The organism is Labedella gwakjiensis (assembly GCF_003014675.1).
Taxonomy (GTDB): domain Bacteria; phylum Actinomycetota; class Actinomycetes; order Actinomycetales; family Microbacteriaceae; genus Labedella; species Labedella gwakjiensis.
On record NZ_PYAU01000001.1, the window covers coordinates 3,729,053 to 3,749,136 of the forward strand.

The 20,084-nt window shown below is 69.4% G+C and carries 14 protein-coding genes; 7 read left to right on the forward strand and 7 right to left on the reverse strand.

Features of this window, described 5'->3' with window-relative positions; all coding sequences use genetic code 11:
* The first annotated feature begins 17 nt into the window (after nucleotides 1-17).
* Nucleotides 18-1,445 carry a zinc-dependent metalloprotease gene (locus CLV49_RS17615; protein ID WP_106565205.1) on the forward strand — a complete coding sequence of 476 codons (1,428 nt, stop codon included), beginning with the start codon at nucleotides 18-20 and terminating at the stop codon, nucleotides 1,443-1,445.
* A gap of 783 nt (nucleotides 1,446-2,228) precedes the next feature.
* Here CLV49_RS17615 and CLV49_RS17620 read toward each other — a convergent pair.
* Both CLV49_RS17620 and nudC read right to left on the reverse strand, forming a co-directional pair.
* Complete coding sequence (locus tag CLV49_RS17620) at nucleotides 2,229-3,971, reverse strand: ATP-dependent helicase (protein WP_106564701.1); 1,743 nt, start codon at nucleotides 3,969-3,971, stop codon at nucleotides 2,229-2,231.
* Nucleotides 3,968-4,759: an NAD(+) diphosphatase gene (gene nudC / locus CLV49_RS17625; RefSeq protein WP_243696675.1), complete on the reverse strand. Its 792-nt coding sequence runs from the start codon at nucleotides 4,757-4,759 to the stop codon at nucleotides 3,968-3,970. Before nudC ends, CLV49_RS17620 begins: the two co-directional genes overlap by 4 nt.
* Before the next feature lie 212 nt (nucleotides 4,760-4,971).
* On the opposite strand from nudC, the gene CLV49_RS17630 reads away from it, so the two are divergent.
* Complete coding sequence (locus CLV49_RS17630; protein ID WP_106564703.1) at nucleotides 4,972-6,390, forward strand: phosphotransferase; 1,419 nt, start codon at nucleotides 4,972-4,974, stop codon at nucleotides 6,388-6,390.
* On the opposite strand, the gene CLV49_RS17635 is transcribed toward CLV49_RS17630, so the two are convergent.
* Nucleotides 6,336-9,602 carry an ATP-dependent helicase gene (locus CLV49_RS17635; RefSeq protein WP_244906357.1) on the reverse strand — a complete coding sequence of 1,089 codons (3,267 nt, stop codon included), beginning with the start codon at nucleotides 9,600-9,602 and terminating at the stop codon, nucleotides 6,336-6,338. The genes CLV49_RS17630 and CLV49_RS17635 overlap by 55 nt on opposite strands.
* Nucleotides 9,599-12,751 carry an ATP-dependent DNA helicase gene (locus tag CLV49_RS17640; RefSeq protein WP_158262002.1) on the reverse strand — a complete coding sequence of 1,051 codons (3,153 nt, stop codon included), beginning with the start codon at nucleotides 12,749-12,751 and terminating at the stop codon, nucleotides 9,599-9,601. The genes CLV49_RS17635 and CLV49_RS17640 overlap by 4 nt, the downstream gene beginning before the upstream one ends.
* Nucleotides 12,752-12,952: 201 nt before the next feature.
* Here CLV49_RS17640 and CLV49_RS17645 point away from each other — a divergent pair, with 201 nt between their 5' ends.
* Together CLV49_RS17645 and CLV49_RS17650 are read left to right on the forward strand one after the other, a co-directional pair.
* A complete protein-coding gene (locus CLV49_RS17645) occupies nucleotides 12,953-13,177 on the forward strand; it encodes a DUF3107 domain-containing protein (protein ID WP_106564706.1) in 225 nt (74 codons plus the stop codon).
* Nucleotides 13,178-13,180: 3 nt separating this feature from the next.
* Nucleotides 13,181-13,468 (forward strand): hypothetical protein, encoded by a 288-nt coding sequence (locus CLV49_RS17650; RefSeq protein WP_106564707.1) that lies wholly within the window; start codon nucleotides 13,181-13,183, stop codon nucleotides 13,466-13,468.
* 43 nt (nucleotides 13,469-13,511) lie between these two features.
* On the opposite strand, the gene CLV49_RS17655 is transcribed toward CLV49_RS17650, so the two are convergent.
* Nucleotides 13,512-14,147, reverse strand: a complete 636-nt coding sequence (locus tag CLV49_RS17655) for a ferritin-like fold-containing protein (protein ID WP_243696507.1) — start codon at nucleotides 14,145-14,147, stop codon at nucleotides 13,512-13,514.
* Between the two features lie 310 nt (nucleotides 14,148-14,457).
* Here CLV49_RS17655 and CLV49_RS17660 point away from each other — a divergent pair, with 310 nt between their 5' ends.
* Complete coding sequence (locus CLV49_RS17660; RefSeq protein WP_208019826.1) at nucleotides 14,458-15,882, forward strand: DEAD/DEAH box helicase; 1,425 nt, start codon at nucleotides 14,458-14,460, stop codon at nucleotides 15,880-15,882.
* Nucleotides 15,883-15,978: 96 nt separating this feature from the next.
* Here the strand turns inward: CLV49_RS17660 and CLV49_RS17665 are convergent, their stop codons facing one another.
* Nucleotides 15,979-16,860, reverse strand: coding sequence for a PHP domain-containing protein (locus CLV49_RS17665; RefSeq protein WP_106564710.1), 882 nt, complete (start codon nucleotides 16,858-16,860; stop codon nucleotides 15,979-15,981).
* Between the two features lie 74 nt (nucleotides 16,861-16,934).
* On the opposite strand from CLV49_RS17665, the gene CLV49_RS17670 reads away from it, so the two are divergent.
* Nucleotides 16,935-17,975, forward strand: a complete 1,041-nt coding sequence (locus tag CLV49_RS17670; RefSeq protein WP_106564711.1) for an endonuclease/exonuclease/phosphatase family protein — start codon at nucleotides 16,935-16,937, stop codon at nucleotides 17,973-17,975.
* A gap of 47 nt (nucleotides 17,976-18,022) precedes the next feature.
* Nucleotides 18,023-19,507 carry an aminopeptidase P family protein gene (locus tag CLV49_RS17675; protein ID WP_106564712.1) on the forward strand — a complete coding sequence of 495 codons (1,485 nt, stop codon included), beginning with the start codon at nucleotides 18,023-18,025 and terminating at the stop codon, nucleotides 19,505-19,507.
* 50 nt (nucleotides 19,508-19,557) lie between these two features.
* On the opposite strand, the gene CLV49_RS17680 is transcribed toward CLV49_RS17675, so the two are convergent.
* The gene (locus tag CLV49_RS17680) at nucleotides 19,558-20,076 is read right to left on the reverse strand and encodes a general stress protein (protein WP_243696506.1); all 519 of its coding nucleotides are present in this window, start codon (nucleotides 20,074-20,076) and stop codon (nucleotides 19,558-19,560) included.
* Nucleotides 20,077-20,084 lie beyond the last annotated feature (8 nt).

Below are 20,084 nucleotides of genomic sequence, written 5' to 3' on the forward strand. Positions count from 1 at the left end.
GCTGGAAGGTGACCGAGATGGCTGAAGACGACGACAAGTCCCCAGAGGACCAACTGCGCGAGATGCTGCAGAACCTCCTGTCCGGCCAGGGCGGAGTGGACGCGTCGAGCCTTGCCGGAGCCGCAGGCCTCCCCTCGGACCCGACGGCCGTCGCGGCCATGATGGCGCAGTTCCAGGCGGCGATGCGCAACCAGGGCGACGGCATCGACTGGAAGGTCTCGACCGACCAGGCGACACAGATCGCGACGACAGGCACCGTCGTGACCTCGGCCGCCGACAGAACCGCGCTCGAGCAGGCTTTCCACGTCGCGTCGCTGTGGCTCGCCGACGCCACGAGCATCACCGAACTCACGGCCGAACCCCGACTGATGTCGCGCGCCGAGTGGGTGCGCGCGAGCATGCCCGTCTGGTCCGAGCTCGCCGAGCCGGTCGCCACGAGCATCTCCGACGCACTCACTCGTGTCCTCGAGGAGCAGGCGCCCGAGGAGATGCAGGGCATGATCGCTGGTGCCAGCAAGCTTCTCCGGGGCCTCGGCGGGACGATGTTCGCCATGCAGCTCGGCCAGGTCGTCGGCCAGCTCTCGACGGAGGTCGTCTCCGGCGGGGACGTCGGCATCCCGCTGCTCGACGACAACGTCGTGGCGATCCTGCCCCAGAACGTGCGGGCCTTCGGCGACGGTCTCGAGCTCGCCGACGACCAGGTGCAGCTCTACCTCGCGGTGCGCGAGCTCGCCCACGCCCGACTGTTCCGCCACGCGCGCTGGCTACGACTCCACCTCATCTCGTCGATCACGGAGTTCGCGCGCGGCATCCGCGTCGACACCGACCGTCTCGAGTCACTGGCCGAGAGCTTCGATCCGTCGAACCCCGAGGAGTTGCGGGCCGCGCTGGTCGACGGTTCCCTCATCCCCCCGAAGAGCGAGACACAGCTTGCGACGCTCCGGCGACTGGAGACCACGCTCGCCCTGGTCGAAGGCTGGGTCGACGTCGTGACGAACGAGGCGACGCGACGCCTGCCCAATGCCGACGCCGTCGCCGAGACGGTCCGCCGGCGCCGCGCCACCGGCGGACCGGCCGAATCGGCCTTCGCCACGCTCGTCGGGCTCGAACTGCGACCGCGACGGCTGCGCGAGGCCGCCGCGATGTGGACGGCCGTCACGGCAGCCGTCGGTCCCGAGCTCCGCGACTCGCTGTGGTCGCACCCCGACCTCATGCCGTCCGGTGACGACGTCGACGACCCGGCCGGCCTCATCGCCGCACTCGAGGCCCGATCGCGCGGCGAGGAACCGGAGCGGGACGAGATGGACGACGCCCTCGACGAACTGCTCCGCGGAGCGGACGCTACAGACGGTCCGGCCGTCGACGGCCCATCGGGTGACGGCCCATCAGGAGACGACCCATCCGGCAGCGGTCCACGACGTGAGGACCCGCCTCCGAGCGTGTGAGCCCGGGCCGGGACCCCGCCGTTCCGTCACACTGTGGACAGCACGAGCGGGGTCCGTGACTCGTGAGCCACCATGTGCGGATGATTCTGCGCATCGACCCCACCAGAAGCCTCGTCTGGCGGACACCCACGACCCTCCAGATCGGACTCGGCGCCTCGGCCGTGGTCCTTGAGAACGTCGCAGCGCTCGACGAACGGCTCGTCTCCGCGCTGCTCGTCGGCACGACACGGGAAGCTCTCGCCGTGGTCGCGACGCAGGTCGGTGGCACGCCCACCGACGCGGCGTCTCTCATCCGACGGCTCGAACCGGCTTTCGTTCCTCCCCACGTCGTGCCGCGATCGCGTGCCCTCCGCCTGGCGATCGACGGACGCGGGGCGACCGCCGAGAAGATCGCGGAACTCGCCGCACTCGACGGGATCTCCGTGGTCGCGCACCCGGACGACGCCGACGTTGCCGTGATCGTCGGTCAGTACACGATCGCGCCGTCACGCTACGCCGTGTGGCTGGGGCGCGACATCGACCATCTCGCCGTGGTCCACGGCGACGACTCGACCGTCGTCGGCCCGTTCGTCCAGCCTGGTCGAGGCCCGTGCCTCTACTGCCGGGACCGCGCCAGGGTAGACGACGACGGAGCCTGGCCCGTCATCGCGAGCCAACTCGACGGGCGCCCATCCCCGCGGGAGACCGGCGCCACCGTCTCCGAGATCGCGGCCCTCGCCGTCCGACTCGTGGTCGCGCACGACACACGCAGCGTCGATCCCCTCGTCGACCGTGCGATGGAGATCAGCGCTGCCCCGTTCCCCGTCGTCCGCCGCTACCGCGTTCATCCCGAGTGCGGATGCCGATCTCCGCAAGGAAACGCGACGGTTCACGCGGCATCGTCGATCGTGCGCCGTACGCGGCCCACGAGACCCGCAGTCGACGACGTGCCCGCGTGACGCCGACGTAGAGCAGGCGGCGTTCCTCGTCGATCGCCTCGAACGACTTCGCGTAGCTGATCGGGACGAGGCCCTCGGTGAGCCCTATGAGGAAGACGGTGTCCCATTCGAGGCCCTTCGATGCATGGAGGGTCGCGAGAGTCACCGCGTCGAGGGTCGGCTCGTGCTGAGCCGACTGTCGTTCGAGCAGCTCGTCGGTGAACTGGCGCAGGGTCGTCCCCTCCGGCGCGTCGTCGAGCAGCCCCATGATGGCGTTGAGCGATTCCCACTTGTCGCGAACGGCGCCCCGCTGCTCGGGCGCGACGTGGGTCCACCCGAGTGACCGGAGGACATCGCTAACCGATTTGAACAGGGGCTCGCCCGTGACCGCCACCGATGCGCCGCGCAGGGCCATGATGGCCCGCTTCACCTCCGGCAGATCGAAGAAGCGGGTGGCACCCCGCACGTGGGAGCCGATGCCCCGGTCCGCGAGGGCGCGCTCGATCGCGGCCGCCTGGACGTTGACCCTGTAGAGCACCGCGATGTCCGAGGCCGGAGTGCCCGATCGCACGAGGGCCGCGATGGCGTCCGCCGTCGCGGACGCCTCGGAGGCGTCGTCACGGTGGGCCGTGACGACGGGCAGGCCGCCGTCGAACTCGCCGGGCAGGTCGTCGGCCGAGCCCGGCGACGCCGTGAGGCTGAGCGCGCCCGGTCGACCTCTCATGAGTCGGTTCGCCGTGTCCACGACGGATCGGGACGACCGGTAGTTGTGCTCGAGACGCACGACGAGGGCGTCCTTGTGGGTGCGCTCGAAGTCGAGGAGATACGACGACGATGCTCCGGCGAAGGAGTAGATCGTCTGACTCGCATCGCCGACCACGCAGACGTCGCGGCGGTCTCCGAGCCACAGCTCGAGAAGTCGCTGTTGCGCCGGCGAGACGTCCTGGTACTCGTCCACCACGAAGAATCGGTACTGCTCGCGCACCTGAAGAGCGACACGGGGCTCCTGCTCGAGCATCCCGGCGCACGCGAGGAGGACGTCCTCGAAGTCGAACTGGCGTCGTTCGTCCTTCAGCGCCTCGTAGGCTCGCTGCAGGTCGACGACCATGTCCAGGGTGAGGGACCCCGGCACCGGTCGACCGGCGAGCGCGTACTGGTCCAGACTGCGACCGGTGACCTTCCGCCATTCGATCTCGGATGCCACATCCCGCAGGGTCGCCGTGTCGACGGCGATACGCGCGCGATCGGCCGCGTGCGCGAGGAGCGTCGCTTTGCTCGACACGACCTGCGGAAGCGTCCCGCCGACCGCTTGCGGCCAGAAGTAGCCGAGCTGGCTGAGGGCTGCGGCGTGGAACGTCCGAGCCGACACCCCGCCGGCACCGAGAGCGCGAAGGCGCGAACGCAGCTCGGCAGCGGCCCGGGACGTGAAGGTCAGGGCGAGGACGCGGTTCGGGGCGTAGGTGCCCGTCGCCACACCGTGAGCGATTCGGTGCGTGATCGCCCGCGTCTTCCCCGTGCCGGCGCCGGCGAGGATGCAGACGGGACCGCGCAGCGCCTCCGCTGCACGTCGCTGCTGTTCGTCCAGTCCGTCGAGGAGATCCGGCGTCACTGTCTCTCGTCGCCCCGCAACCAGTCGTCGATGATCGCCCGTGCGATCGACGTGGGACCGGGGAGCGTCACGCGCGAATCGGATGCGAGGAGCTCCTCTCGCGAGAACCACCGCACGTCGTCGAGCTCTTCCTCGTCGCGGGAGATCGCGTCCGGGTCCTGGTCCGGTGCCAACTCGGCATGGTAGCCGAGCATGAGGGAGCGGGGGAACGGCCATGGCTGGGAACCGAGGTATGTCGGAGAGGCGAGGCGCATGCCGGACTCCTCCTCGACCTCCCGCAGGACGGCGGCCTCGATGGACTCCCCCGCCTCGACGAATCCGGCGAGGAGCGAGTACCGTCCTTCCGGCCAGAGCGCGCTCGAGCCGAGCAGGATGCGGTCATCGTGCACGATTCGGACGATCACGGCGGGATCCGTCCGGGGGAAGTGGTCGACACCGCAGTTCGGGCAGGCTCGCATCCAACCGGCGTTTCGAACGACGGTCTCCGTTCCGCAATTGGAGCAGAACCGCGACGAGCGGTGCCACGCGGCGACGGCCGCCGCTTCGGAGGCTATCCCCGCGTCCCGATCGGACAAGAGGTGGGCCATGTCCCTCGGGCTCAGCCACTGGACACCGGTTCGCTCGTCGTCGTCGCCGGCCTCGGCCGACGCGAGGAGCAGGATCGGCGTGCCGGCATCGATGTCTCCATCGTCGTCGACCGTCCGCCCGAGGTAGACCGCACTGCCCGCCTCCGCGGCATCCGCCTCCGAGACCTGCTCGAGGACGAGAGCGTTCTGCCGCACCCGCATCCGGCCGGCACCGAGACGTACGATCCTCGATCGGGGATCGGTGAGGGCCGCTGCGACGAATCCGTCGGCGGACCGCGAGAGCTGATCACGGTCGAGGGCGGACCTCGAGAGCGGAAAATCACCCAGTGGGCGCACGGGCGGAATCATCGAACCCCAATCGGACAGGCGTGGCGCGGGCTCCTGGCACGGGCAGGCGACCTACCCTAGGAGGCATGGCCAGATCCCATCTCACTCTAGCCGCGCTCGCGACCTCGGCCGTCCCCGGCCTGACCGTCGTCGGCAGCGGTCCGCTCGGGCTCGGTGCGACGGGTGACTTCGATTCGGCCCTGCTTCGAACCGCGACAGGAGACGAGGTCGTCGTCCGCGTCCCCACTTCACAGCGCGCGGAGACCGAACAGGCCAGGGAACTGATCGCTCTCTCGGCGCTCACGGACGGCATCCGCAGTCGGCTTCCCTTCAGCGTTCCCGTCGTCCTCGGTCAGACCCCGGCCGGCGATACCCGCGCCGTCGTGTCCTCATACATCGCGGGCTTCCAGGTGAACGCCGAGACGCTCCCTGGCGGAGACGGCGTGGCGACGTCGATCGGTGGGGCCATCGCGGCCCTGCACGCGGTTCCCGGGTCGTTCGTGGGCGATGTCGGCCTCCCTGTCCAATCGGCCGATGACTCACGCACCGAGGCGTCGAGCGTCGTGGAGCGCGCCATGGCGACACGCCTGCTGCCGGCCGCCGTCGGCACCCGCTGGACCGACGCGATCGGCGACGATGCCTTGTGGCAGTTCAACCCCACGGTCGTGAACGGGACCGCATCCGCCGAGTCCTTCGTGATCGCCGATCACGAGGTGGGCCAGATCGTCGTCGGGATGATCGGGTGGAGCGGACTCCGCCTCTCGGATCCCGCCCACGACCTCCACTGGCTCTCAGGTGCCGGAGAGGCCGCTGACAGCGTCTTCGCCGCGTACGCCGCCGCGTCGAGTCGGACACCGGACTCTCGCATCCGCGTGCGGGCGATGCTGTATGCCGAACTCGAGCTCGCACGTTGGCTTCTGCACGGCAAGGATGCCCACGACCAGTCCATCGTCGACGATGCGGTGTCGATGCTGGACGGGCTGGTCGAACACGTGCTCGGCGATGTGATGAATCCGCTGTCCCAGCAGACGGGACCCGTTCTGTCGGTGGCCGACGTGGAGACCCTGCTGCAGCGCACGCCCCGCACGAGTTCCTCCAGCGGCGGAACAGGCATGGAGACGGATTCGTACGACCGCTCGGAGATCGAGAACGTCCTCGGAGGGCGCAGCGACGCGGATGACGACAGCGCCGATGCCGACGGACCCGGCCGCGACGACGTCGACGCGCCCGAACACGCCGTGTCGACGCCTGACGCCGAGACGGGGCCGATCGACATCCTCGACGGGTCGCTGCGGTCGACGCTCTCCGACGAGGAGCGCGCGCGGCGGGCACGAGCGAGCTCCCGGGAGACGGTGGAGTTCGACACCGCGGCCTGGAGCGATCGCCGCACGGCGACCGGCGACGTTCATGCTGACGACATCACGGCTGTCGGTGGAGGTGACGGCCACGGTCAGGCGGATCCCACTGCGGCTTCCCAGCGCGACCGCAGCTCCTCCTCCGAATAGAAGCGTCTCGGGCGGATGACCTCGTCGTCGCCGACGTAGTAGAAGACGGCGTCCACGGCTTCGGGCTCGATGCCGGCCCACGCCGCGTAGGCGAGGCGATAGAGCGCCAACTGGATCTGACGCTCCTCGAGCTCGGCGTCGTTCTTCGGGGGGCGCCCCGTCTTCCAGTCCACGATCTGGTGGACCCCGTCGCGATCGTAGACGGCATCGAGCTTGCATACGACGATGCGCCCAGCGATCATCGCGTGGATCTCGCGCTCCACCTCGATCGGTCGTAGATCCGCCCATTCTGAGCGCTCGAATGTCGCGCGAAGCGCCGCGAAGCCGTCGTCATCGCCTTCGATCCCTCCAGTGGAGGTGTCGAGCGACCCGTCGTCCTCGTCGAGATCCATCTCCTCGAGGAGAGCGTCGATGGTCTCAGGCGAACCGGTGGCCCCGAACCTCTGCTCGACCCACGAGTGGAACAAGGTACCGAGCCGGGTCTGACGGTACGGCCTCTCGGGAACGGGCCGCTCGATCGAGGCGACCACCGCGTCGGCGTCGCTCAGATAGTCCTTGAATCGTGAGGCGGCGATCCGCGAGGGGATCGTGCCTCGCGTCTGGATCTCGCGAGCGGCCCGCTCCGCGAGGAGCAGATCGATGCTCTCCGCATACGCCCCGGTGGCCTCCTCCTCGGGGGCGGGGCCGTCGCTCGCCACCGACGTGACGAGGTGCGCTGCACGTTCGACCGACCGTCGCCGCGAGCCGAGCGGATCGCGCGGCCAGACGAGGAGGTCCTCGTCAGCCGCGAGGGGATTCTCGTCCGAACGCGGTCCGTCCGGGAGCGCCTCGATGATCCCCTCCTGCTCGAGATCGCGGAGGAACGCGCTCGGTCGTCTCGGCGTCTTCTGCTCGGCCCAGAACGATCCGCTCACGAGAAGCCGGGAACGCGCCCGCGTGAGCGCGACGTAGGCCAGTCGCCGTTCCTCGAGTGCATGACGCTCCGCCAGCTCCTCCGAGAATCGGACGACGGCCGCGTCGACCTGCTGCTGTGTCTCCGCCGCGCGCCACGCGAGCGCCGGTAGCTCGAGGGAGTCCCCCCTGAAGTCGTAGGGCAGCTCACCGAACGACAGCCATCCTCTGCCGTCTTTCGATGCAGCGGGGAACTCTCGTTCGACCATGCGGACCACGGCGACCGCATCCCACTCGAGCCCCTTCGATCCGTGCATCGTGAGGAGCTGCACCTCTCCGGGCTCCGCCGACTCCGATCGTGGACCCATCATGTCCTGACGTTCGGCCCGATCGATCCAGGCGAGGACGCTCCCCAGGGTCGGGGACTCCTCGCTGGCGAGGAAGGAGGAGATCTCGTCGGTGAAGGCATGCAGGCGCGCATGTGCCGTACGGAGCGACGATGCCGAGGGGTTGGCGACGACCTCGAGGTCGAGGCGGAGACCCGTTGTGACGAGCGTGATGAAGTCGAGGACGGGTACTCCGGCACGGCTGCGGAAGAGCCGGAAGAGATGTGCGGCGTCCCTCAACCGGGAGAGCCCCTGCTGGCTGAACCCCTCGAGCGCCACATGACCGTCCGGCATATCCCGGAGGGCGTCGAGGGCGTCGACGATCGAGACGGACCCGTCGGCCGCGACCGACGCTCGGATCCGGGCGATGACCTCGTCGCTCAGCCGGGATGAACGGACGTCACGACGCTCGAGCCAGGAGGCGAGCGCCCTCAGCTCGCGGAGGTCACGTACTCCGATGCGCCATCGCGGCCCGGCGAGGACCCGGATGAGCGAGGACCCGGCCGTGGGATCGTGGCAGACGCGGAGTGCGGCCACCAGGTCGGTGATCTCCGGTGACGACAGGAGTCCGCCGAGACCGAGGATCCGGTGGGGCACGCCTCTGTCTCCGAGGGCGCGGGCGAAGAGGTCCATGTGCCGGCGCACGCGGAACAGGATGGCCGCGGTCGGGGGCGGATCGGACCGAGCGGGACCCGAACGCAGCGCACCCTCGTGGACGACAGCGTGCATCCAGTCGGCGACACGCGCTGCCTCGTCGTCGATCGTCTCCTCGAACGACACGTCGAGCACTCCGGGTTGGACACCTGGACGCGCCCCGAGGGCCGGGACGGGAACCGGCTGGTCCCGGCGGAGAGGCTCGACGAGGGCGTTCGCCGCATCGAGGATGACCGTGTCGTTCCGCCAGCTGGTGGAGAGGGTGTAGCTGGCGGCCGGGACAGAACCGGAGAAATCCCGGCCGAACCGCGACAGATTGTCCGCGCTCGCTCCCCTCCATCCGTAGATCGATTGGTGCGGATCGCCGACGGCCATGACCGGGTGGTCGGCGAACAGGAGGGCAAGGAGGCGCGTCTGCACGACCGAGGTGTCCTGGTACTCGTCGAGGATGACGACCCGATATCGCTCCCGGTAGGACTCGACGATCGATGGGTCGCGACGGCACGCCGCGAGGGCGAGAGCCACCTGATCGGAGAACTCGACGAGCCCCCTGCGCCGTTTCTCCTCGGCGAACCGCTCGGCGAGATCGGTGAGCGGAGCGAGCGCCGAGACCGTTTCGACGGCTTGCGTCACCCGGACGTACGGCGTGCGCTTCGACCCCCCGTATGGCAGATCGGGTAGTCGGAGGAACTGCTCCACCAGGCGCCTGACATCGCCGGCCGACGCGATGTTGTCGGCGAGAGCATGGGACAGTCGCACGACGGCCTCGGTGACCTGGTCGATGGACTTCCCGATGCCGATGAGTCTCTCGTCGCCGTGCTCGACGACGATACGGCGCGCCAGTCGCCACGCCGCCGCGTCGCCGATGAGAGCGGACTCGGGGTCTCTCCCGACGAGGAGGGCGTTCTCGCGGAAGAGGCCGTCGGCGAACGAGTTGTAGGTGGCGATCGTGGGTCGCTCGAACACGTCGTCGGCGTCGAGGTCGAGCGCTCCGGCGGCTGCGCCGTCCCGGAGGCGGCGCTGGACCCGCTCCGAGAGCTCGCCGGCGGCCTTGCGTGTGAAGGTGAGCCCGAGGATCTGCGAGGGCGCTGCCGCCTCGTTCGCCACGAGCCAGACCGCGCGGTTCGCCATCGTCTCGGTCTTGCCGCTCCCCGCGCCCGCGACGACGAGTGACGGCGAGAGCCCGGACTCGATGACGGCCGTCTGCTCGCCCGTGGGCCCGGGCAGGCCGATGGCTGCAGCGATCTCACCCGCCGACCGCATCGTCCCTCTCCCTGTCACGACGTCACCTCCGGGATGACATGGATGCGGCAGCGCCCGAACGAGAACGGGTCGAGGCAGTGGGTCGACACGTGGGCGAGGAACTCGGCGCCGGACATCTCGATGGCCGTCCGCGCGATCGAGAGACGGAAGGCGTCGGCCTCCTCCGAGGTGAACGCCGCCTGACGCGGCTCGTAGAACGGCTTCGTCTTCGCTGTCCCCGACAGGACGACGAGCTTTGCGCCGGCACCGTCACGACCGTCGACGTCGGGCACGGCGCCGTCATGGAACGCGAGCTGGTACGCCCCGAGCTGCGGGTTGTCGACGACACCGGCATCGCTGGTCGCCTCGTGCTTGCCCGTCTTGAGGTCGACGATGTCGACGGTGCCGTCGGACAGGATCTCCACACGATCGATCGATCCCCTCAGGACCGCGAGCGCGGGCCTCGCGTCAGCCCGCGCGTCCGCCACCGTCTGCGCGGACGCCTCGTCCAACGCGATCGGCACCTCGAAGGCCACTTCCTTGCCGACGACCCGGCCACCGCGCGCTTCGAAGGCGGTGACGTAGGCCGCCAGACGCCTGGCGAGGTCCTTCCCTTTCAGCTCCTCGACTCCTGCCTGCCAGTCGGCCTCGAACGGCAGTTCCTTCCATCGTGTCGCCATGGCGGCCCAGATGTCTGCTGCGTCGGAGCTCTCCGTCGTCTCGGCGACCTCGTGGAGCAGCGTGCCGAGCCCCGAGGCGACAGTCGAGGTCGACCCACCGAGCTCGTCGATGAGCCAGTGGAGGCCGCACGTTCTGAAGGCCTGCACACGCGACGGTGAGACCCGGACGATCTCGTCGGCATCGACGAGCGGGGCGTCCGTCGATGGCGCGAGCAGCCCGGACCAGTCGTCGGGCGACGCTCCGTCGACACCGGCGTGGACCAGACGAGCGAGCGACACGGCGGCGCGCTCCGCCGCGGCATGCTCGCTCCGCTCGAGGGCGACGATCAGGTCGCGACGCAGCCGGGCGGTGAGTCCTCGCAACGACAGAGGGTGCCGCTCGACGAGGCCATCGGTGGGCGGGGGGAAGAGCGGGAGGAACGGACTCGGCGACGCGTCCTCGCCCGAGACGGCGCTCACCACGAGCTTGTTGCGCGCTCGGGACACGGTTCGGGCGAGAAGTCGCAGTTCGTCGTGGAGGACGATGGTACGGGCGTCCGCCGGTGTCGGGTCGATGCCGGCGGCCGCGTCAGCGAGAGCGCCGCTCGAAAGAAGCGTCCCTCGCTGCCTCATGTTCGGCCACCCGTTCTCCTGGAGCCCGCACACGACCACGGTGTCGAAGTCACGATCGACGGTGCCGGCGGGTGTCGTGATGACGACGGCCGATGCGGCCGCCCGCGGCGCCAGGGTGTCCTCCGGGAGGTCCGACTCCATGAGGTGGTCCAGGAATCGTGCGGGCGCATCGCCAGGAGACCGCTCCACAGCGCGTCGGGCCGCCGCGAAGAGCGCGACGATGGCATCGAGGACGCGGTCCGCTTCCTCGGCGGCGAGTCCCGACCCCTTCGATGCGTCGACGAGGGGCCGCTCCAGACGGCTTCGTTCCCAGAGGCCCCAGAGGAGCTCCTCGACCGAGGCGCTTCCGACTGCGCTCGCGGCGGCGGCACGCAGATTGTCTGCGAGCGACTGCGCCTTGCGACCTGTGCGTGTGTCGAGATCGGTGAGCGACCCCGGGACCTGCATCGCGTCGACGAGGAGCTCGTCGGCCGAGCGATTCCCCTCGAGATCGGCCTCCCGCTGTCGCAGAGCGGCTCTCAGACGCCTCAGTTCGACTCGATCGAACCCGCCGAGAACACTCGTGAGCAGATCGACGGCGGCTGTGGCGTCGAGTGCGCACTCCCCCAACGCGATCCTGCCCGCGAGGACGAAGGCACGCACCGACGGGTCGTCCCGCAGAGCCGTGCCGCCGGCGAGCACGCGCGTGGGAACCTCGAGCCCGGCGAGTCCTCGCTCGATCGCGGCGATCTGCGAACGGCTCCTCACGACCACAGCCATGTCGTGCCACGGGACACGCCCGAAGACATGCCGTTCCCGCAGCTCCCTGGCGACGATCGACACCTGCTCTGCGACCGACGACGGCGTCGAGACGAGCACCGACGCGTCGTCGGACCGATCGGGACGATCCACCCGCCGCTGCGCACCGGCCGCCGCCGTGCCGACCTTCGACACGATGCGCTCGTACACGGCTGCCAGCTCCCGGGTGCCCCGATAGCCGGTTCCGAGGACGACCGAACCGGCGGGAGCGTCGAGGATCTGGGGCAGCCGCCCGACGACGTCGGGACTCGCTCCACGGAAACCACCGCTGGCCACATCCGGATCCCCCGCTACGACGATCGCGACGCCGCGGCGCGAGAACGCCCGCAACAGCTCGGCCCCGGCAGCGCTGAGTTCCTCGGCGTCGTCGACCGCGAGCAGGCGCAAGCGTGAGAACGCCCCGAGCCCCGTACCGTCGACGCCCGCCGACTCGACGATCTCGGTGGCCCGATGGATGAGCTCCGTGGAGTCGTAGAACTGGTCGCGGAAGCTGTCGACCACCTCGTGGTACTCCTCGATGAACCGGCCGGCCGCCCGCCACGCCGGTCGCATCCGTCGATCGCCGAGCTCCGAGAGCAGTTGCGGTGACACGTGAGACTCGACGGCGCGAGCCATGAGCTCCCTGAGCTCACCGCGGAACCCCGGAAGGCGTCGAACGTCTGCGTCGAGGTGCGCCGGCCAATCGCCGCTGCGACCGTCCTCGTCGTCTCCCGAGAGGAGGTCTGCGATGATCACATCCTGCTCGCCTCCGGTCAGGAGTCGCGGCGCCGGGAGCCCCGCAGCCGCGTTCCCCGACACGACGATGCTGAAGGCGAACGAGGTGAGCGCTCGCGCCAGCGGACCCGACGTGGGGACGGCCACCCGAGCGGCGAGAACGTCGCGGAGTCGAGTGGCCGCTCGACGGTCGGCGGCGATGACGAGCACCTCGTCCGTCTCGTACCCGCGGTGCGTGACGCGGTCGGCGATGAGCTCGACGAGCACGGTGGTCTTTCCCGTTCCCGGCGCCCCGAGAACCGCGAGGTTGCTGCCGTCGGGCACCGAGAGGACGCGTTCCTGGTCGCCGTCGAGCACGAGCCGTGTACCCACGATGGTGCCCACGACGGATCCGTCGGACGGCGGTCGTGCTGGGTTCGGGTGGCGTTCGGGATTCACGGTCTCACGGTAACCCGGGCCTCCGACATCGCCCGTCGTGGCGACGGCTCGTCGCCGAGCACTGTTCGCTCACGGCGAGGTTCCGCTGGGCGTCGGCCGGTGCGGCGTGTCGTAGAGTCGTAATCCAGGCAATCGAAAGGCACCCCCGTGGAAATCCGCATCGGAATCGCGAACAGTCCCCGCGAAGTGAGCTTCGAATCGTCCGAGTCCATCGCGGACGTCAAGAAGACGATCCAGGCAGCTCTCGACGACAAGAGCTCGTACTTCAGCCTGACGGATTCGAAGGGCAGCCTGTTCATCATCCCCACGGCCGGTCTCGCTTACGTCGAGGTCGGTTCGGAGGACCAGCGTCGCGTCGGTTTCGTCGCCTGAGCCATGGAGCTCCTCTTCATCGCCATCGGCGGAGCGATCGTCGGGCTCGCAGCCCACTACGCGCTCCCCTGGCGGGGTGAGCGCGGAGTCCTCCTCGTCCCCGCCGTCGGAGTGATCGTCGCGTCGATCGTGTGGCTCGGTCTCACCGTGCTCGGGTGGCCGTGGGACGGCGGGTGGATCTGGGCGGTCACGCTCGTCGCGGCGACGGCACTGTCCGTCATGGCGGCGCTCACCATCGGTCGTGCCCGAGCGGCTTCCGACGAGCGCCGACTCGTGAGTCTCGGCGGCTGACCGCTCCGGTGGCTCGTCGAGTCGCCAGCCGGTCGCGTCGCGATCAGGCGGTGAGGCCGAGCGCGTCCATCCGCCGCGTGTGAGCGGCTATGAGCTCGGTGAAGACCGGCTCGACCGCATCTCCTCCGCGCGCGTCGTGGACGTCGACGACATCGCGCGCGAGCAGGAGAGTGTCGCCGACGAGCCGCCGACCCCACATCGCGAGGAATGACCCCGTCCGACGGTCCACGGAGATCTCCCGCTCGAGGATGTCTACGATTCCGGAGGTACCCGCGTCGGCCCCCAGAAGGCTTCCGACACGAGGCCCGAGATCGGACGGCAGGCTCGCCGTCAGGCCGATGAGGAGATCGTCGAGGAGTCCAGACGTCACGTGGAACGACAGGAGCGATTCGAGAGGCGTCTCGCCTCTGGTGATCCGACGGAAGTGATCGATCGGGGCCGATGCCTCGGCCATCGAGCGCGCGGCGTCGCCGTCGCGCCGTTCGATCTCCGCCACCAGACCCTGATGCTTCGCGAGGGCGAAGCCGGCAGCGACCGAGAGTCGCTCCTTGTCGTCGAAGCGGTCGAAGTCGCCGATGAGAGAGCCGAGCGTCTCGACATGGCCGAGCTGGATCCGAGCGGCCCGACCGAGGTAGCTCTCCGGGTCGGGATGCAGGTCGGTGAACTCGACTCGGGTCACCGAACGCGCCGACCCACGCGCACGCAGACGCGGGATCTCCATTCGAGGACCGCGTCGGCCGAACCAGGATGCCACGTGCGCCACTTTAGCTGAAGACGCGGGGCGTTCCGTGATCGCGGGATGACCGTCCCGCCACCCCGCTAGACGAGACGTCCCGTCGTCGTTCGACGTCGTCCGGTAGTCTGAGGAGATTCCCGGCACCGGATCGGGGACCTACGCCGCGGACGTGACGATATCGGCGTAGACCGAAATTCGCACCGAACAGGCACATACATACGTGGACTTCCGTGATCTCGGGGTCGACCAGGACATGGTCGACGCCCTCGCAGCCAAGAACATCCTCTCGCCCTTCCCCATTCAGGAGCAGACGATCCCCCTCGGTCTCGCCGGCCAGGACATCATCGGCCAGGCGAAGACGGGTACGGGCAAGACCTTCGGGTTCGGCCTGCCGATCCTGCAGCGGCTCGGGGCGAACCCCGAGCCGGGTGTCAAGGCGCTCGTCGTCGTGCCCACGCGTGAACTCTGCGTCCAGGTGACGGAGGACCTCGAGGTCGCCGCGGCCAATCGCGGAACCAAGATCGTCTCGATCTACGGCGGCAAGGCGTACGAGGGGCAGATCGAGCAGATCAAGGCCGGCGCGCAGCTCGTCGTGGGCACCCCCGGCCGTCTCATCGACCTCAACAACCAGCGCCTCCTCGACTTCTCGAAGGTCCAGGAGATGGTGCTCGACGAGGCCGACAAGATGCTCGACCTCGGATTCCTCTCGGACATCGAGAAGCTCTTCTCCAAGACGCCGCCGGAGCGCCACACGATGCTGTTCTCGGCGACGATGCCCGGGCCGATCGTCGCGCTCGCGCGCCGCTTCATGAACAAGCCGATCCACATCCGGGCGTCCGACCCGGACGAGGGTCTGACGCAGGCGAACATCAAGCACCTCATCTACCGTGCGCACTCGCTCGACAAGGACGAGGTCATCGCGCGGATCCTCCAGGCCGAGGGTCGCGGCAAGACCGTCATCTTCACGCGGACGAAGCGAGCGGCGGCGAAGCTCGTGGAAGAGCTGAACGATCGTGGCTTCAACGCGGCGGCCGTCCATGGCGACCTCGGCCAGGAGCAGCGCGAACGAGCGATGGCGGCGTTCAAGGCCGGCAAGAAGGACGTGCTCATCGCCACGGACGTCGCGGCCCGCGGGATCGACGTCGACGACGTGACCCACGTCATCAACCACACGATCCCCGAGGACGAGAAGACGTACCTCCACCGTGTCGGTCGCACCGGGCGCGCGGGGAAGACCGGGATCGCCGTCACCTTCGTGGACTGGGACGACCTCCACAAGTGGGCGCTCATCAACCGCGCCCTCGACTTCGGTCAGCCGGAGCCCACCGAGACCTATTCGTCGTCCCCGCACCTCTTCACCGACCTCGACATCCCGGCCGGGACGAAGGGGCGCCTCGCGAGTGCTCCCCCGGCAGCGTCCGCTCCGCCGCGCAACCGCACAAGCGGTGAATCCGGCGATCGTCCGCCGCGCGACGGCACCCGCCGCCGCCGCACGCGTGACGGCTCCGGTGCAGACAACGCCCCGCGGCAGGATGACAACCGATCGAAGGACGCCGTCCGCGACTCCTCCGAGTCGGCCGGCACGCACGACGGTGGAGGACGACAGCACCACGACGGGAACAGCGCTCCCCGTCGACGGAGCCGCACCCGCCGCCGCAGCACGCCACCGGCGGTCTGACACCACGACGTTCATAGACCGATGCGGACGGCCCCGATCCTCTCTCGAGGATCGGGGCCGTCCGCATCGGCAGCGTCTGCTCCGGCCCGCGGTGCGTCAGGCTCCCGACGCACCGTAGACGGGCTGCGATCCCGTCCCGCGCTCGATGATGGCGTCGACCGCGGCATCGGACGTCGTGTTCTCGCCGAGCCGATTGGGCTTTCCCGTGCCGTGGTAGTCACTCGATCCCGTGAGGATGAGGTCGTGCCGACGAGCGAGCCGGGCGATGGACTCCTTGCCGGCCGTCGTGTTCTCGCGGTGGTCGATCTCGAGTCCCGCGAGACCGACACGCACGAGCTCCGCGACGTCCTCGTCCGAGACGACCAGCCCGCGACCGCGCGTGGCCGGATGGGCGATCACCGGCACCCCGCCCGCCGCCACGACGAGGCGCACGGCGTCCGCCGGTTCGGGTGCGTAGTGCGGGAGGAAGTACCCGCGTGAGGGATGCAGGATGCTTGCGAAGGCCTCGCTGCGCGTCGGGACGTGACCACGGGCCACGAGGGCATCGGCGATGTGGGGGCGACCGATCGTCGCACCGTCGCTCGTCTGCGCCACGACGTCGGCCCAGGTGAGGGCGTAGTCCCGCGAGAGGTTCTGGACGATGCGCTCGGCCCGGATGAGACGGGCATCGCGGATGCGCGTCATCTCCGCGACGAGATCGGCGTCATGAGGATCGAACAGGTAGGCCAGCAGGTGGATGCTCCGGTAGCCGAGCCGGGTGCTGAACTCCATGCCGGGGATGAGCGTGATCCGCGCATCGATTGCGGCGTCGGCCGCCTGGGACCAGCCGGCGGTGGAGTCGTGGTCGGTGATCGCCACGGTGCCGAGTCCGGCGGCCGCGGCGGAGAGCACGAGCCGACCGGGTGTCTCCGTGCCGTCCGACACGCTGGAGTGGGTATGCAGGTCGCTCGGGCCGCTGAACCGCCGATCGCCCGCCATGTCCCCCATCCTATGCCGCGGTGCATGCGCGACTCGGCCCCTTCCCAGCACGTCGTCGGTAGGGTGACAACGCCATGCTCAGACTCCTCGGTGCCCTCATCACGATCGCGATCGCGCTTGCGTGCCTCGTCGCCACGTGGCCACAGCTGTTCGGGGCTCAGAACCTCTGGATCGTCGCCCAGATCGTCGCGCTCCGCGGCGCCCTGGTGGTGGGCTGCCTCGCCGCCGCCGTCGTCTTCGCCCTCCTGTCGCTCGCTCGACCGCTTCGCGCGTTCGCCGCGACGATCGCCATCGTCTTCGTCGTGACCGCCGTCGGCAACGCCGCCGTCATGGGTGCCCGCGGTCTCGGGGACACCGCGTTCGAGGACTGGACGGACGACTCCGTCAAGGTCCTGAGCTGGAACACTCTCGGCGACGCCCCGGGAGCCGAGACGATCGCACGGGTCGCGCTCGAGAGCGGCGCCGACATCGTGAGCCTCCCCGAGACGACGAAGGAGACGGGCGTCGAGGTCGCCCTCCTCATGAAAGAGGGCGGCAACCCGATGTGGGTCCACACGGTCTGGTTCGACAAGATCGCGAAGGCCCGATCCACCACGATCCTCGTGAGTCCTCGCCTCGGCGACTACGAGAGCGTCTACGACTCCAACCGCGATCGGGCCGAGGAAGCCGCTCGGGTGGGCAACACCTCCGTGCTCCCCACCGTGGTCCTCAAGCCGACGGGTGGGTCGGGACCCACGATCGTCGCCGTGCATGCCGTCGCACCCGTGCCCGGACAGATGGACAACTGGCGCTCGGACCTCGAGTGGCTGGCGACCCAGTGCACGGAGGACAACGTGATCATGGCAGGGGACTTCAACGCCACCATCGATCACATGGCGGACCTCGGGACCGAGACGGGAGCGACCCTCGGCCGATGCATCGATGCGGGGGCCCGGACGGGCAATGCCGCCGTCGGCACGTGGTCGTCAGCCGTACCCCCTCTGCTGGGCACGCCGATCGACCACGTCATGTCCACGTCCAACTGGTCGGCCACCGGGATGCGGGTCATCGACGACGACTCCCTCGACGCGAGCGACCACCGCCCCATCCTCGTCCAGCTCCGCCGCACGGACTGACCCGTCCCGCGCGGCCGCCGTCGGGCGTCGGTGCCAGAATGGAGGACATGGCTACCTCGAGTGACGCGACCTCCACGACCGACCACGCATCCGGCATCGACGACGCTCCGACGGGCGAGGCGGCGCTCGACGACGTCGCACCGGAGACGGAGACGCCCGTGTCAGCGCCCGCCGGCGGCAACACGAACCGGTCGACGACTCCGGACAGCACGCGGTTCCAGGACTACATCTCGACAGGGTGGGTGGAGCAGCCCGCCGTACTCCCGCCGGCGCGCGAGGCCTCGGGCTTCGCAGCCGAGCGCCGCCGTCTCGTGTCGCAGGCCTTCGCAGGACAGCGCGTCGTCGTCCCGGCAGGCGACCTCAAGCAGCGATCGAACGACACGGACTACCCGTTCCGTCCGCATTCCGCGTTCGCCCACCTCACCGGGTGGGCGAGCGACAGCGAGCCCGGCGCCGTCCTCGCACTCGACCCCGTCGACGGAGGACACTCGGCGACCCTCTACTTCCGCGAGAGGGCTGGTCGCGACTCGAACGAGTTCTACGCGAACCCCGCGATCGGCGAGTTCTGGATCGGCGCACGGCCGTCGCTCGCGCAGGTCGCGGCGGACCTCGGCGTCGCCACAGCCCACATCGACGAATTCGTCGCCTCGGAGAGCGACAGGACGGTCGGCTCCGATGAGGAGCTCGACCGTTTCGTCTCCGAGCTCCGGCTCGTGAAGGACGCCTACGAGGTGGCCGAGCTCCGTTCCGCGGTCGACGCGACGCGGCGTGGTTTCGACGACATCGTCGCGGAACTCCCACGGATCGCCGACCAGACCCGCGGAGAGCGCATCGTCGAGGGCGTGTTCTACACCCGCGCACGACTCGACGGGAACGCCGTGGGCTACGACACGATCGCCGCATCGGGACCGCACGCCTGCATCCTGCACTGGACCCGGAACGACGGTTCGGTGTCGACGGGAGACATGATCCTCGTCGATGCCGGGGTGGAGGTCGACAGCCTCTACACGGCCGACATCACCAGGACCCTCCCCGTGAACGGCACGTTCTCCCCCGTGCAGCGCCGCGTCTACGAGGCAGTCCGCGAGGCGGCCGACGCCGCCCTCGCGATCGTCCGCCCCGGGATCGTCTTCCGCGACGTCCATGCCGAGGCCATGAAGGTCATCGCGCGGTACACGGCCGAATGGGGCATCCTCCCGGTCAGCGCCGAGGAGTCGCTCGAACCGGACGCGCAGTACCACCGCCGCTACATGGTGCACGGGACCAGCCATCACCTCGGCCTCGACGTGCACGACTGCGCGCAGGCACGGCGTGAGATGTACCACGACGGGACCGTCGAGGAGGGCATGGTCTTCACGATCGAGCCCGGACTGTACTTCCAGCCGGACGACCTCACCGTCCCTGAAGAGTTCCGCGGCATCGGCGTTCGGATCGAGGACGACATCCTCGTGACCGCGGACGGGGCCGAGAACCTCTCAGCCGGAATCCCCCGCACGGCCGACGAGGTCGAGGCCTGGCTGAGCGGCCGCTGACATCGGCCGACTCCCGCTGTCGGGAGCGTGGAGCACGGAGGTCTCTGCGACTAGAGGTACATGCTCGGACCCTGTTCGCCGCTCGATGTGGCGGACACTCCGAGGATGTTCCGCGCCTTGTTCGCGAGCTCGACCTCGACGATGACGGAGTAGGACGAGGCCACGATCTGCGCGATCGAGCTGAAGTCCCGCCGGCGACGTCTGGCCGTGTAGGTCACGACGTTGAACAGCATGCCGAACGCGGCACCGATGAGGGCAGCGGCACCGACGAACACGAAACCCGATTCCGGCGAGACGATCACGAGGAGCAGGCCGAAGAAGAGTCCGAGCCAGGCGCCGCTCAAGGCGCCGGCCGCGGCGGCTCGTCCGTAGCTCATCCGCCCGGTGATGCGCTCGACGCTCTTGAGGTCGGATCCCACGATCGACGCACGGCGCACGGGGAAATCCGCCGCCGCGAGCTTGTCGACGGCCGCCTGCGCGCCGGCGTAATCGTCGAAGGAGGCCACCGTCTCACCCGAGGGGATGCCGATGACGGGTCCGCGTCGTTGTCCGTTCTGGGGAATGCTCACCCCACCAT

Bases quoted from the DNA above. Each gene is read 5' to 3' on its own strand.
- CLV49_RS17615 (WP_106565205.1), top strand. From the start codon at position 18: ATGGCTGAAGACGACGACAAGTCCCCAGAGGACCAACTGCGCGAGATG.
- nudC (WP_243696675.1), bottom strand. From the start codon at position 4,759: ATGCGGGTGCGGCAGAACGCTCTCGTCCTCGAGCAGGTCTCGGAGGCG.
- CLV49_RS17630 (WP_106564703.1), top strand. From the start codon at position 4,972: ATGGCCAGATCCCATCTCACTCTAGCCGCGCTCGCGACCTCGGCCGTC.
- CLV49_RS17650 (WP_106564707.1), top strand. From the start codon at position 13,181: ATGGAGCTCCTCTTCATCGCCATCGGCGGAGCGATCGTCGGGCTCGCA.
- CLV49_RS17660 (WP_208019826.1), top strand. From the start codon at position 14,458: ATGGTCGACGCCCTCGCAGCCAAGAACATCCTCTCGCCCTTCCCCATT.
- CLV49_RS17665 (WP_106564710.1), bottom strand. From the start codon at position 16,860: ATGGCGGGCGATCGGCGGTTCAGCGGCCCGAGCGACCTGCATACCCAC.
- CLV49_RS17670 (WP_106564711.1), top strand. From the start codon at position 16,935: ATGCTCAGACTCCTCGGTGCCCTCATCACGATCGCGATCGCGCTTGCG.
- CLV49_RS17675 (WP_106564712.1), top strand. From the start codon at position 18,023: ATGGCTACCTCGAGTGACGCGACCTCCACGACCGACCACGCATCCGGC.